Here is a 13672-nt window from a genome sequence, read left to right as displayed (position 1 = left end):
CTGCACGGGTGCCGCGCCGCTGCGGGGGCTCCGCGCCCGAACCCCCCCGACTCAAACGCCGGCGGGGCTGGATATGCCTCTACGCGGCAACCAGCCCTCCGGGCAGGCAGGCGCCAGCCCACCCCAGCCCCGCCGGCGATTGAGGCGCGGGGGCGGAGCCCCCGGAGCGGCGGCGCACCCGCGCCGTCAGGAGAGGTGGGAGCGGACCTCGGTCGCGGCCTCTTCGCCGTAGGCCTTGGTGAAGCGCTCCATGAAGTGCGCCCGCGCAAGGGTGTACTCCTGGGTGCCCAGCGTTTCGATGACCAGGGTCGCCAGCATGCAGCCCACCTGCGCGGCACGCTCCAGTCCCACACCCCAGCTCAGCCCCGTCAGGAACCCGGCCCGGAACGCGTCGCCGACGCCCGTCGGGTCGACCTTCGCGGTCTCCTCGGGGCAGCCGACCACGATCGGCGCCTCGCCGACCCGCTCGATCTTCACGCCGTTCGAGCCGAGGGTCGTGACCCGGGTGCCGACCTTCGCCAGGATCTCCTCGTCCGACCAGCCCGACTTCGACTCGATGAGGCCCTTCTCGTACTCGTTCGAGAAGAGGTACGTCGCGCCCTCCATCAGGGTGCGGATGTTCTCGCCGTCCATCCGGGCGATCTGCTGCGAGAAGTCGGCCGCGAAGGGGATCCCGCGCGTCCGGCACTCCTCGGTGTGGCGCAGCATCGCCTCGGGGTCGTCCGCGCCGATCAGGACGAGGTCCAGCCCGCCCACGCGGTCGGCGACGGCCTTCAGCTCGATCAGGCGGGCCTCGCTCATCGCGCCCGTGTAGAAGGACCCGATCTGGTTGTGGTCGGAGTCCGTGGTGCACACGAAGCGCGCGGTGTGCAGCACCTCGGAGATCCGGACGGACTCGGTGTCGACGCCGTGCCGGTCCAGCCAGGCGCGGTACTCGTCGAAGTCGGAGCCGGCGGCTCCGACCAGGATCGGGCGGCTGCCGAGCTGCCCCATGCCGAAGCAGATGTTCGGGCCGACACCGCCCCGCCGGACGTCGAGGTTGTCGACGAGGAAGGAGAGGGAGACCGTGTGCAGCTGGTCCGCGACCAGCTGGTCGGCGAAACGGCCGGGGAAGGTCATGAGGTGGTCGGTGGCGATGGAGCCGGTGACTGCGATGCGCACGGCGTGGACGCTCCTGCGGAGGACAGTAAGGGGACAGTCAAAACTACCCGGTCGAGGGCCCCGGGCCGACCGGCCGAAACTACCCCGTAGTAGGTCTTTCTTCACGTGAGGCGCGGTGCCTACGGTGCGTCCATGACCTACACCGATGGCTCCGGCTCCACCGAGTACACCGCCGAGACGCGCGGCGCGGAAGACTCGCGGCGGCCCGGCTTCGCCCGCCTGCTGGGCGACTGTGCCCGAATGGCCCCCCACTGGGCGGTTCCGGCGGGTCCGCTGCCGGCCCGGGTGGCTCCCTCGCAGATCCACGGGATCAGCGTTCCGCCGGCCTCGGCGCGCCTGATCGCCTCCACGGCGGTCTACGGGGACTGATCGGGGAACCGGTTGCGCGTCTGTTCCGTCACACCCGCATCAAGCACGCCGGGACAGGTGAAGGAGCGATGCGGTGACCAGCGAACAACCCGAGACATCACGCGGCACACGAGGGCGGCCGGCCTGGGCCGTCGGGTCCGTCGCGGCTGCCGTGCTGCTGGCCGGCGGCGGTACGGCGTACTGGGCCTCCACCGCGTACGGCGACGCCTCGCCCCGTACGGCCGGCAGCGCGGCCTCCGCGCCCCGGGACGCAGGGAGCCCCTCGGGGCCCGGCATCGCGCCCGGGGAGCCCGACCCGTCCGGCGGCGGGGTGGTCTACCGGGCCGACGTGAAGCTGCCGGAGGGTCCGGCGACCGCGCCCGCCTACGCCGTGTCCGGGGAGGTCACCTCGGAGGAGGCGGCCAGGCTCGCCGCCGCCCTCGGCATCGCGGGCGCCCCGCGGGCCAACGGCGACGTCTGGGTGGCCGGGGAGGCCGCCGACGGCTCCGGGCCCCGGCTCGCGGTGACCCGCAAGGCGCCGGGGACGTGGAACTTCAGCCGCTTCCAGGGGCCGGGCGACGGCGGCGGCAACGGCGCCGGGGACGACTGCGTGCGCGGCAAGGACACCTGCGGCCCCGCCACCCTCCCGCATGAGGCGGTCAAGCGCACCGGCAATCCGCTGTCCGAGGAGGCCGCCAAGGCCGCCGCGGCCCCGGTGCTGGCCGCCGTCGGGCAGTCCGGGGCCGCCCTGGACGCCCGCCTCACCCAGGGGCCGGTGCGGGTGGTGACGGCGGACCCGGTGGTCGGCGGCCTCCCCACACAGGGCTGGTCCACGAAGGTCAGTGTGGGCGCCGACGGCTCGGTCGTGGCGGGCAGCGGCGAGCTGAAGACCCCCGTACGGGCGTCCGAGCAGCCGGTGGTCGGGGCCGTGGAGGCGCTGGCCCGGCTGAACGCGAAGTCGGGCGGCCCGGAGGGCACCGACCCGGGGCCGAGCGGCTGCGCGACCTCGGTCCCCCTGGACCCGGACACCCCGCTGGGGCCGACGGACGTCCCGCCCTGCAACCCGGAGCCGCGGCCGATGAAGCCGCCGCGCACGGAGACGGTCACGGGCGCCGCTCTGGGTCTGGTGCCCGGGACGGTGGACGGGGCCCGCGGCCTGGTCCCGGCCTGGCTCTTCGAGGTGGCGGGCAAGGACGGCGCCCCGGGCCGTACGGTGGCCCAGCCGGCCGCCGCTGAGGACACCGCGCCCACTCCCGGCCCGAAGGGCGGCGCTACCGTGCCCGGGTTCTCGTACACCCAGGCCGACCGGAAGCTGACCGTGAACTTCTGGGGCGGTGCGTGCAGCACCTACGCCCTGGAGGCACGGGAGCAGCCCGAATCGGTCCTGGTGAAGATCACCGACACCCCGAACAAGCCGGGCCAGGCCTGCATCATGATCGCGCAGGAGATGTCCCTGACGGTGACGCTCCAGCAGCCGCTGGGCGACCGCAAGGTCGTCGACGCGACCACGGGCAAGCCGCTCCCCCGGCAGTAGCCCGGGAAGCCCCGGGGCACGCGCGAGGGCCCGCCTCGCCGGTCGGATGTGACCGGAGGGGCGGGCCCTCGTCGTGTACCGGGTCGTCCAGGTTTAGCTGAACGAGTCGCCGCAGGCGCAAGAGCCGGTGGCGTTGGGGTTGTCGATCGTGAAGCCCTGCTTCTCGATGGTGTCGACGAAGTCGATGGAGGCGCCGTGGAGGTACGGGGAGCTCATCCGGTCCGTGACGACCTTCACGCCGTCGAAGTCCTTGACGACATCGCCGTCGAGGGAGCGCTCGTCGAAGAAGAGCTGGTAGCGCAGGCCGGAGCAGCCGCCGGGCTGGACGGCGACGCGGAGCGCCAGGTCATCGCGGCCTTCCTGCTCCAGCAGGGTCCTGACCTTCTCGGCGGCGGCGTCGGACAGGAGGATGCCGTCGCTCACAGTGGTCTTGTCGTCCTGTACGGACATCTGCATTCACTCCCGAAGTGGGCGGCTCCCAGCCGGAGGCAGGGAAACGTCGGACTCTTGCCGTCGGTGGCAACGAGCGGGACCGCGGATTCATTCCGGGACCCGACGCTTGTTTCAGATATTCATGCTCGCACACCGCGCGGGGGCGGAGCCGAAGGTTCGGCGGGCTGATGCGTCACATCGACACTATGGACATCGTCAAACTGACATGAAGAGGTTATGATAGATAGCGTCAAATAGACGAGAACTCGAAGCGATACCTCAAGCAGTCCCTTGTCGCAGAACAGAAAGGGTGCGTGCAGTGACCACCGCCCAGCCTTTGGACGTCCAGCCGACGCCCCTTGCCCTGCTGCTGCTCGGCCGTGAGGCCGACCCCAAGAGCGAGCGCGGCGTGGAGTGCCCCGGCGACCTGCCCTCGCCCTCGGACCCGAACCTCGTGGCGCGCGCCCGCGCGGCCAAGGAGAAGCTCGGTGACAAGGTCTTCATCCTCGGCCACCACTACCAGCGCGACGAGGTCATCGAGTTCGCCGACGTCACCGGCGACTCCTTCAAGCTGGCCAAGGACGCGGCCGCCAAGCCGGAGGCCGAGTACATCGTCTTCTGCGGCGTGCACTTCATGGCCGAGTCCGCGGACATCCTGACCTCGGACGACCAGAAGGTGGTCCTGCCCGACCTGGCCGCCGGCTGCTCGATGGCCGACATGGCCACCGCCGAGCAGGTCGCCGAGTGCTGGGACGTCCTGACCGAGGCCGGCGTCGCCGGTGCGACGGTCCCCGTCTCGTACATGAACTCCTCCGCCGACATCAAGGCCTTCACCGGCAAGCACGGCGGCACGATCTGCACCTCGTCCAACGCGAAGAAGGCCCTGGAGTGGGCGTTCGAGCAGGGTGAGAAGGTGCTCTTCCTCCCGGACCAGCACCTCGGCCGCAACACCGCCGTCCGCGACATGGGCATGTCCCTGGACGACTGCGTCCTGTACAACCCGCACAAGCCGAACGGCGGCCTGACCGCCGAGCAGCTGCGCGACGCCAAGATGATCCTGTGGCGCGGCCACTGCTCGGTCCACGGCCGGTTCTCGGTCGACTCGGTCAACGACGTGCGCGCCCGCATCCCCGGCGTGAACGTCCTGGTCCACCCCGAGTGCAAGCACGAGGTCGTGGCGGCCGCGGACTATGTCGGCTCGACGGAGTACATCATCAAGGCGCTGGAGGCGGCCCCGGCCGGCTCCAAGTGGGCCATCGGCACCGAGCTGAACCTGGTCCGCCGCCTGGCGAACCGTTTCGCCGCGGAGGACAAGGAGGTCGTCTTCCTCGACAAGACGGTCTGCTTCTGCTCGACGATGAACCGCATCGACCTCCCCCACCTGGTGTGGACCCTGGAGTCCCTGGCCGAGGGCAACCTCGTCAACCGGATCCAGGTCGACAAGGAGACCGAGAGCTTCGCGAAGCTCGCGCTGGAGCGGATGCTCGCGCTTCCGTAACTCTCCACCCCGCACTGCGCGAAGGGCCGCTTCCCATGGCCGGGGAGCGGCCCTTCGGCGTCTCAAAGGCGGAGCCACACTGAGCGAGGGGGCTGGTCCGACCAGCCCGTCCTTGCTACGCCGCTTCCGAAGATCCCGTTGCCACCGCCTGAAGGGAGGCCCATTCCTGGACCTCCACGAGGTGGTCCGTCTGAAGGCCGACGTACGGGTCCGGCTGGACGAGGAGGGTGGGGTGGCCGCGGGCGGTCCGTTCGGCGGCCCAGGTGTGGTCGAGGGCGGTGAAGTCGTCGTCGATCCAGGCGACTGCCGACCCGCCGAGCCATGGCTCGACGTGGTCGCGCTTCCACAGGTAGCCGTTGGGGTGGCTGGTGGTGATGTGGGGGCGGGGGAGGTCGAGGTACGGGAACTCCGGCAGCCCAAGGAGCGGCCCGACGATGGCGGTGGCGTCCTTGCGCCGGCTCGTGCACCACACGGGGGCGACGAGACCGCCAGCCAGGTAGTCGGCGAGCAACGGGCCGTGGGCTGGATTGAGCCAGATGGGCACCGGGTCGTCGGGGTTGCGGCCCGTGGGTAGAACGGTGTGGCGGACGTGCGTGGCAGGGGTGCTGCCGTCGGCCGTCGGGAACGGTATGAGGACGCCGTCGATGTCCAGCAGGAGGTAGGGCAGGGGCATCGTTGCCTCCGTCGGTCAGCGTTTGCGGGCGGTGATCAGGAAGGTGGTGGGCCACGGATCGAGACGCGGGTGCCGTAGCTCGATGGCGGAGGTGATCCGCAGGCCGGTCCGGGAGAGGTGGGCGGCCCACCGCCGGGCGTCGAACTCCCAGCGGGCGATGGGCAGCCTGCTGCGGTCGGGCATGGTGACGTAGTCCTCGCGCGGACGGTCGTCCGGCGAAGGATGTCTTCCGGCCCGTGCGGGGTGAGGTACGGAGAAGGCCAGGAGCCCATTGGACTTGAGGCGGCGGGAGATCGCGGCGAGCAGAAGCTCCGGGGCGACCAGGCCGACGACGCCGAAGACGCCGAAGACCGAGTAGATCGCGTCGAAGGTCTGACCGGTGGCGTGGAGGTGGTGCAGGGCGTGGCCGGCGGCGAAGGTGACGCCGCCGATGTGACCGTAGTGCGAACGCGCCCGCCGTACCTGGAGGCCCACCAGGTCGACGCCGGTGACGCGGGCCTGGTGGTGCTGGGCCAGGTGGGCGACGTTGTGGCCGGGACCGCAGCCCAGCTCCAGGAGGCGCTTGCCGCGCAGGTCCCGGCCGAGGATCTCCGCGCCGGGGCCCAGGCCGCGGTGAGTGCTCCACTCCATCCGTGCGGGAGGGGTGAGGGGCTGGGCCGGGCTGATGGCGAGGCGCTGGGCGGCGTGGGCGTACCAGGGGCAGACCTGGGCGAGCACCTAGACCTCCAGGAGTTGGACCACGTCGTTCAAGTGGCGGCGGACGACGGGGATGTACGCGGGGTCCTTGGCCGGGTCGTTGATCCAGCGGGTGGCCTGTTCCATGAACCACTCGACGGCCCACATGCGGTGCCAGCCCAGGGCCCATGCCTCGGCGGCCAGACCACCCCGGGCGGCGACAGCGTCCTCGTGGCCGCCTGCGGTCACGTACTGCTCCAGGAACACCCGCAGCCGGTCGGGGCTCGGCGTGTCGGTGGTGCCGTGGTAGGAGGCGAGGTCGATCAGGCCGGGGCCGGTGAAGGCGCGGGCGAAGTCGAGAAGGTGCCAGCCGCTCTCCCCGATGTGGACACTCGTGGGGTGGAACTCGGAGTGGACCCAGCCGAACGGGTCAAGAGTCGCTCCCTGGGCGCGGGCCTCGGCCGCCGCGGAGATCTTCCCCAGGGCAGTCTCGATGTCGTCGCAGTCCATCCACCGGTCGGCCTTCCGCAGCCGCTGTAGGTGATCAAGGGCTCGGCCGGGCAGGGCCGCGAGGCCCGCACCGTCGAGTAGGGGCAGGCCGCTCGCCGGGCGGGCGGCGTGGACCATCACAGCGGCGGCGACGCCGTCGAGGTCGTCGGCATCCCGGACGGGGGTGCCGAGGTCGTCCATGAGCATCCCGAGCCACTTGTCCCGCATGGCGGTGGCGTGGAGTGCGGGTACCGGCAGCCCGCGCTGGTGGGCCAGCCGCAGGGCCTGGGCCTCGCGGTCGAAAGGTTCCTTGGCGTACTTGAAGACGGCGGTGGTGCCGTCGGGGAAGGTGACGCGCTCGACTCCGGACATGCCCCAGACGCGGATCTCGGCACGTTCGGGGAGGGGCTTGCCGACGAGGGTGCACAGGTCGTTCACCAGGGCGGTGGTGAGGCTCTGGTCCATGGGGGTCTCCAGGGGCTGGTTGGCTCCGGGGCGGGCGAGCAGGTCAGCCCGCCCCGAAGTCGTGCTGGGGGTTGGAGCTACTGGGCCGCAGTCATGCGGTGGGCGTAGACCTGTTCGATCCAGCCCGCCTTGAATGCGGCGAGGTCGTCACGGAAGTTGGCCATCGAGGCACCGTAGGGCGCGACAACGCCGCCGGACTGGTCCGGTACGGACTGGCAGCCGTGCACGAGCCGGCCGCCGAGCGCGGCGTGGGCCTTGATGGACTCGATCCGGCGGCGCTCGGCCAACCAGCCGCCGTGGTAGACCTCGTCGAGCATCCCGCCCATCTCGTCGTCCAGGTCGAAGACGACGGAGGTGGCGGCGGGGAAGAACCAGCACGGGCCGACGTTGGAGATGTGGCCGTCCAGCTCGACCTTGTTGAGCGCCATCAGTGTGGCCGCCTCGCGCAGCATGCGCAGGTGGTGGGCGGTGATCTGCGGCAGGCCAAGGCCGGCCAGGTGCTCCTCGCGGAAGAGGTACGAGTAGACCCCGTACGCCGTCGCCAGCACGAGGGCCGCGTCCGAGGTGGACTCGCCGTGGTTCTTGATGAAGTCGAGCGCGAACTGCTCGACCGCGCTCTCGGTCGTCTCGCTCACGCCCAGGAGCTGGGACTTGACCAGCTCCCAGTCGGCGACGAGCCAGGTGTTGGACTCGAAGCGGAAGAAGTACTCGGTCGGGTCGATGGTGAGGTGTCGGCCCTCGACCTGGATGCCGGGCAGGCGGCTCCAGCGCGGGTCGAAGGCGTCGGGCAGCTCGACCGTGATGGTCGCGGTGTCGATAGTGGTCACCGTGTCTCCGTCTCTCATCGGCCGGGCTCGGACATGGGAATGCCCGAGCCCGGTGGGGCGTACGGAACTTGGAGCCGCCCGGCCCGTGAGTGGGGCGGCTGTCGATAAGTGAACCGCCCGCTACGCAGAGTGGGTACGGTGTGACGGAGTCCAAGCGGTATACGCGGTTTACAGCTCCGGGACGGAGGAACGTGCCAGCGCCGACCGACCCCAACTCCCGCCTACTCGAAACGATCCACGCCGCCGGATGCACGTACGAAGCCCTTAGCTACTCCCGCGTCAGCGGCCCCGCCGCCGGCACCGTGGCCAGCCACACCGCCCGCACCCTGACCGACCTGGCCGACCACGTCGGCACCGAGCAGCAGCACCGCGACGCCCTCACCCGCTGGGACCCGGAGAAGTACAAGCGCGTCCACGCCCTCACCCACGCTGACCTCGGCGACAGCCTCGCCGCCCAGGCCCGCGCTGACGAAGCGGTCGCCGCCTGGACCCAAGCCCTGGTCCTCATGGAGGGCATGACCTCCGACCGCACCCGCAAGGCGATCACCTCGATCCGCTCCACGCTCGCGGTCTACCAGCGCCGCCGCGTCCCCGGCGCCGCCGATCTCGCCCGCCGCGCCCGTGAAGCCCTCGCCTAACATGCCCAACAACCCGCCCGACGAAGGGAACACCGTGGACCAGCAGATCGACGACCGCTCCCAAACCCTCGAGCCGGCGCTCGAATCGATGATCCTGCTGGTCGCGGCGGTCATCGTCCACGACAAGGCCACCAACCGTGTCGTCCTCCTCCAGCGCAGCGAGAACGCCAAGTTCGCCCAGGGCCTGTGGGACCTGCCCGTCGGCAAGAACGAGCAGGGTGAGCCCATCACCGAAACCGCGGTGCGCGAGCTCTACGAGGAGACGGGCCTCACCGTGAAGCCCGAGTCCCTAAAGGTCGCCCACATCATCCACGGCGCCTGGGGCGTCGAAGCCCCCAACGGCTTCCTCACGGTCGTCTTCGCCGCCCACGAATGGACCGGCGAACCCGAGAACCGGGAACCGCGCAAGCACTCCCAGGTTCGCTGGGTCGACACTGACGCTATCCCCGATGCCTTCGTGGACACGACCTCCAGCGCCCTCCATCATTATTTGTCCAGTGGCGCGGACGTCTCCCTTGACGGCTGGCCGACGGCGTGAGCATGACGCTGGCCGCCTCAGTTGGAGGCTTGAGGCCATGCGACACCCGACGACCTGAGCGCCGCCCGCTGGCGCAAGAGCAGCTACAGCGACACCAACGGGAGCCAGTGCATCGGGATCGCCGACGGCTTCACAGGAGTGATCCCCGTATGGGACAGCAAGGACCCGACGGCCCGCGCTGATCGTGGCGGCCGCCGACCGCGCTCTGAATGGGACATCAGTCGGAGTGAGTTGCTCGACGCCATCGTCGCCGGGTGAGGTGAGCCGGGACGGCAGGGGCCCCGCAGCGCGTGGCGCTGCGGGGCTTCCTGTCCCTGGGGTGGGCGGTGTGTCAGACGCCGGCCGGGGTGTCCTCCGGTGCCGTCGCCGGGGACGGGACCACCCTCAGGCGGGCCGTCTTCCTCGCGCGGCGGCGCTCCTTGCGGAGTTCCACCATCGTGTAGAGGGTCGGCACCAGCAGCAGGGTCAGCAGGGTGGAGCTGACCAGGCCGCCGATCACCACGACCGCCAGCGGCTGCGAGATGAAGCCGCCCTCTCCGGTGACGCCCAGCGCCATCGGGAGCAGCGCGAAGATCGTCGCCAGGGCCGTCATCAGAATCGGCCGCAGGCGGTGGCGGCCGCCCTCGACCACGGCCTCGACGACGCCCAGCCCCTGGGCCCGGTACTGGTTGACCAGGTCGATCAGCACGATCGCGTTGGTCACGACGATGCCGATGAGCATCAGCATGCCGATCATCGCCGGGACGCCCATCGGGGTACCGGTGACGAGCAGCAGGCCGAGCGCGCCGGTCGCCGCGAACGGGATCGAGACCAGCAGGATCAGCGGCTGGACCAGCGAGCGGAAGGTCGCGACGAGCAGCATGAACACGATCGCGATGGCCGCGAACATGGCCAGGCCCAGCGAGGCGAAGGCCTCGTCCTGGTCCTCCGAGACGCCGCCGATAGAGGCCCTGGCGCCCTCCGGCAGGTCCAGGGCCTTGATCTTCGTCTGGAGCTCGGAGCTGACCGCGCCCGTGTTGTCGCCGACCGGCTTCGCCGTGACGGTGGCGGCGCGGGCGCCGTCGATCCGGGTCATCGCGACCGGGCCGGGGACCACCTTGACCTCGGCGATGTCGCCGAGCTTGAGCGGGCCGATCGGCAGCGCCTGGAGTTCGGCCAGGGTGGTGGCCGGCTGCGCGGAGCGGATGACGATGTCCCGCTCGGTGTTGTCCAGTACGGCCTTGCCCGCCGGGTTGCCCCGTACCGCCTGCGCGACGATCGCGCCGAGCGCGGCCTGGTTCAGGCCGGCGTCCGCGGCCTTGGGGGTGGCGGTCACCGAGATCCGGGGCACGGACTGGGACAGGTCGCTCTGCACGTCGGTGACGTTCTTGAGGGTGGCCACCTCGGCCCTGACCTGCTCGGCGGCCTTGGCGAGGATCTCGCCGTCGCCTGCCTTGACGACCACGCTGAGGTTCTGGCTGCCGAAGCCGTCGCCCGCCTGGATCCTGGTGTCGCCGATGCCGTCGAGCTTGGCCAGCTCGCCCTCGATCCGCTTCTTCACGGCCTCCGCGTCGCCCGCGTCCTTCAGCGTGACCTGGTACGAGGCCTGGTTGGAGCCCGTACCGCCGCCGAAGGCCGCGAGGAAGCCGGAGGAGCCGACGGTGACCTGGTAGCTCTTGACGCCGTCCACCGAGGCCAGCGCCTTCTCGACCTTGCGGCTCGCCTCGTCGGAGGCGGCCAGCGAGGTGCCGGGGGCCAGCTCCTGCTTGACCGTCAGGACATTCTGCTCGCCCTGGTCGAAGAAGTTGGTCTTCAGCAGCGGGGTCATCCCGAAGGTGCCGACGAGGATCACGACGGCGATGGCCACGCTGGTCAGGCGGCGCCGGGTGGCGAAGCCCAGGACGCGGACGTAGAGCTTCTGGAGGCGGCTGCGCGCCTCCTTCTCCTCAGCCTCGCGCCGGGCCCGTGCAGCGCTCTCGGCGTCTCCCGCCGCCACGCCCTTCGGCGCGCTCAGGAACCAGTACGAGAGCACCGGTACGACCGTCAGCGAGACGAGCAGCGAGGCCAGCAGGGCGGCCGTGACGGTGAGCGAGAAGGAGCCGAAGAGCTCGCCGATCATGCCGCCGGTGAGACCGATCGGCAGGAAGACGGCGACGGTGGTGAGGGTGGAGGAGGTGACCGCGCCGGCCACCTCCTTGACCGCGGTGAGGATGGCGGTCTCGCGCTCCTCGCCGTAGCCGAGGTGGCGCTTGATGTTCTCCAGGACCACGATCGAGTCGTCGACCACGCGGCCGATGGCGATGGTGAGCGCGCCCAGCGTCAGCATGTTGAGCGAGAGGTCGCGGGTCCAGAGCACGATGAGCGCGAGGACGACGGACAGCGGGATGGAGACCGCGGTGACCAGCGTCGAGCGCAGCGAGGCCAGGAAGACCAGGATCACGATCACCGCGAAGAGCAGGCCGAGCAGCCCCTCGGTGGTGAGGCTGGAGATGGACTTGGCGACGGCCGGGCCCTGGTCGCTGACGACGGTGAGGCCGGCGCCGGCGCCGAGCGTGGAGCGCAGCTCGGGCAGCTTGTCCTTGACGGCGTCGGAGATGGCGACGGCGCTGCCGTCCTTGTCCATGGTGAGGACGAGGGCGAGGCTGGGCTTGCCGTTGGTACGGGTGATGGAGACGGCCTTGGCGGCCTCCTGCTTCACCGTGGCCACGTCGCCGAGGCGGACGGCCGGCTTGCCGGGTCCGGGGCTCAGGCGCAGGTCCTCGATCTGGGCGAGGGAGGTGTAGCCGGCGCCGACGCGGACGGTGCGGTTCTTGCCCTCCTCGTCGAAGGAGCCGGCGGGCACGGTCGCGCCGCCCGCCTGGAGGCCCTGGGCGAGGGCGGCGCCGTCGAGGCCGGTGGCCGCGAGCTTGGCGTTGTCGGGGGTGATGGTGACCTGGAGGTCCTGGACGCCGTCGACGGTGACCTGGCCGACGCCCTCGATGTCCGACAGCACGGGGACGACGGAACGTTCCAGCTGGTCGGCGAGTGCCTGCTGGTCCTTGTCGGAGGTGACGGCGAGGATGACGGTCGGGATGTCGTCGGTGGAACCGGCCACGACCTGCGGGTCCACCTCGGCGGGCAGCCGGACGCGGGCCCGGTTGACGGCCTGCTGGACGTCGGCGACGAGCTGCTTGGTGCCGCTGTCGCCGTAGTCGAAGGTGGCCATGACGAGGGCGTTGCCCTCGCTGGCGGTGGAGGTGATGCCGGTGATGCCGTCGACGCCCTTGAGCATGGCCTCGATCGGTTCGACGACCTGCTTCTCCACCACGTCGGGCGAGGCGCCCTGGTACGGCGCGAGCACGGACACCATCGGCAGTTCGATGGAGGGCAGCAGCTGCTGCTTGAGCTGCGGGATGGCTATGGCGCCGAAGAGGAGCGCGACGAGCGACACGAGGCCGATCAACGCCCTTTGGGCAAGGCTGAAGCGGGACAGCCAGGACATGGGTATGGGATCTCTCTGCAGTGACGAAGGCGAGGGCCTTTTCAGCCTTTCGCATGCCGTGGCGCCGCTGCGTCGCTCGCAGGTCCCGTCCTTATGTGCGGCATACCGCGTCCGCAGTACGCCGTACTACTGCGCCGCTACTCCGCGCGGGGCCGGACCAGTCCCGATTCGTAGGCGATGACCACCAATTGCGCCCGGTCGCGGGCACCGAGCTTGGCCATGGCCCGGTTGACGTGGGTCTTGACGGTGAGCGGGCTGACCTCCAGCCGTCCGGCGATCCCGTCGTTGGACAGCCCGGCGGCCACGTGGACGAGGACCTCGCGCTCCCGGACGGTCAGCGCGGCGAGCCGCTGCGCGTGCGAGCCGGCCGTGGCCGCGGCGGCGGCCGGGTCGGCGCCGCCGCCCTGGGCGAGGAAGGTGGCGATGAGCCCCTTGGTGGCGGCCGGGGAGAGCAGCGCCTCGCCGGCGGCGGCGACCCGGATGGCGTTGAGCAGCTCCTCGGGCTCGGCGCCCTTGCCCAGGAAGCCGGAGGCGCCGGCCCGCAGGGCGGCGGCGACGTACTCGTCGACCTCGAAGGTCGTCAGCATCACCACGCGCACGGCGCCGAGTTCGGGGTCCGCGCTGATCAGGCGGGTGGCCGCGAGCCCGTCGGTGCCGGGCATCCGGATGTCCATGAGGACGACGTCGGGGCGCGCGCGGCGGGCGAGTTCGAAGGCCTGGGCCCCGTCGGAGGCCTCCCCGACGACCTCCATGTCGGGCTCGGAGTCGACGAGCACCTTGAAGGCGCTGCGCAGGAGCGCCTGGTCGTCGGCGAGCAGCACCCGGATGGGCGCGGCGGGGGTCGGGTCCGTCCGGATGTCGTCCACGGGGTGAGCCTACGTGGGCACCGGCGGGGCACCCGAGGGGCATCAGCCCGGCCACCGGCGGGGCATCA

Annotated in this window: 13 protein-coding genes and 1 pseudogene; 6 read left to right on the top strand and 8 right to left on the bottom strand. The window is 71.0% G+C overall.

The features are described from left to right. Positions 1-186 precede the first annotated feature (186 nt). Entirely contained in the window at positions 187-1161 is a 975-nt protein-coding gene (locus J7E94_RS09135; protein WP_215013911.1) for a carbohydrate kinase family protein, read from the bottom strand. 132 nt (positions 1162-1293) lie between these two features. On the opposite strand from J7E94_RS09135, the gene J7E94_RS09130 reads away from it, so the two are divergent. Both J7E94_RS09130 and J7E94_RS09125 read left to right on the top strand, forming a co-directional pair. Then, positions 1294-1530: a hypothetical protein gene (locus tag J7E94_RS09130; protein ID WP_215013909.1), complete on the top strand. Its 237-nt coding sequence runs from the start codon at positions 1294-1296 to the stop codon at positions 1528-1530. A gap of 73 nt (positions 1531-1603) precedes the next feature. Beyond that, positions 1604-3043, top strand: a complete 1440-nt coding sequence (locus J7E94_RS09125; RefSeq protein ID WP_215013907.1) for a hypothetical protein — start codon at positions 1604-1606, stop codon at positions 3041-3043. 93 nt (positions 3044-3136) lie between these two features. Here J7E94_RS09125 and erpA read toward each other — a convergent pair whose 3' ends face one another. Then, complete coding sequence (gene erpA / locus J7E94_RS09120) at positions 3137-3493, bottom strand: iron-sulfur cluster insertion protein ErpA (RefSeq protein ID WP_030010511.1); 357 nt, start codon at positions 3491-3493, stop codon at positions 3137-3139. Positions 3494-3785: 292 nt separating this feature from the next. On the opposite strand from erpA, the gene nadA reads away from it, so the two are divergent. Continuing rightward, the gene (gene nadA, locus J7E94_RS09115) at positions 3786-4973 is read left to right on the top strand and encodes a quinolinate synthase NadA (protein WP_215013905.1); all 1188 of its coding nucleotides are present in this window, start codon (positions 3786-3788) and stop codon (positions 4971-4973) included. Between the two features lie 115 nt (positions 4974-5088). Here the strand turns inward: nadA and J7E94_RS09110 are convergent, their stop codons facing one another. The 4 genes from J7E94_RS09110 to J7E94_RS09095 all read right to left on the bottom strand — a co-directional run bounded on the left by J7E94_RS09110 (position 5089) and on the right by J7E94_RS09095 (position 8102). Further along, on the bottom strand, positions 5089-5646 hold the full coding sequence (locus J7E94_RS09110; RefSeq protein WP_215013903.1) for an HAD domain-containing protein: 558 nt from the start codon (positions 5644-5646) through the stop codon (positions 5089-5091). Between the two features lie 15 nt (positions 5647-5661). After that, positions 5662-6363: a bifunctional 2-polyprenyl-6-hydroxyphenol methylase/3-demethylubiquinol 3-O-methyltransferase UbiG gene (locus J7E94_RS09105; protein WP_215013902.1), complete on the bottom strand. Its 702-nt coding sequence runs from the start codon at positions 6361-6363 to the stop codon at positions 5662-5664. Next, entirely contained in the window at positions 6364-7275 is a 912-nt protein-coding gene (locus tag J7E94_RS09100; RefSeq protein ID WP_215013901.1) for a phosphotransferase, read from the bottom strand. 77 nt (positions 7276-7352) lie between these two features. Then, positions 7353-8102, bottom strand: coding sequence for a hypothetical protein (locus J7E94_RS09095; RefSeq protein WP_215013899.1), 750 nt, complete (start codon positions 8100-8102; stop codon positions 7353-7355). 197 nt (positions 8103-8299) lie between these two features. Here J7E94_RS09095 and J7E94_RS09090 point away from each other — a divergent pair. From J7E94_RS09090 to J7E94_RS09080, 3 genes and pseudogenes are all read left to right on the top strand, one after another. Further along, positions 8300-8740, top strand: a pseudogene (locus tag J7E94_RS09090) (tetratricopeptide repeat protein); the annotation flags it as partial. Position 8741: 1 nt separating this feature from the next. Further along, entirely contained in the window at positions 8742-9278 is a 537-nt protein-coding gene (locus tag J7E94_RS09085) for an NUDIX domain-containing protein (protein ID WP_215013897.1), read from the top strand. A gap of 54 nt (positions 9279-9332) precedes the next feature. Continuing rightward, positions 9333-9536 carry a DUF397 domain-containing protein gene (locus J7E94_RS09080; RefSeq protein WP_215013929.1) on the top strand — a complete coding sequence of 68 codons (204 nt, stop codon included), beginning with the start codon at positions 9333-9335 and terminating at the stop codon, positions 9534-9536. A gap of 73 nt (positions 9537-9609) precedes the next feature. Here the strand turns inward: J7E94_RS09080 and J7E94_RS09075 are convergent, their stop codons facing one another. After that, positions 9610-12738, bottom strand: a complete 3129-nt coding sequence (locus J7E94_RS09075; protein ID WP_215013896.1) for an efflux RND transporter permease subunit — start codon at positions 12736-12738, stop codon at positions 9610-9612. Positions 12739-12875: 137 nt separating this feature from the next. Beyond that, complete coding sequence (locus J7E94_RS09070) at positions 12876-13604, bottom strand: response regulator transcription factor (RefSeq protein ID WP_308344758.1); 729 nt, start codon at positions 13602-13604, stop codon at positions 12876-12878. Positions 13605-13672 lie beyond the last annotated feature (68 nt).

The organism is Streptomyces sp. ISL-94 (assembly GCF_018614075.1).
In the GTDB taxonomy this organism is placed as follows: Bacteria; Actinomycetota; Actinomycetes; order Streptomycetales; family Streptomycetaceae; genus Streptomyces.
Note: the sequence above shows the minus strand (reverse complement) of the source record. Positions and strands in the feature narration are given on the sequence as shown.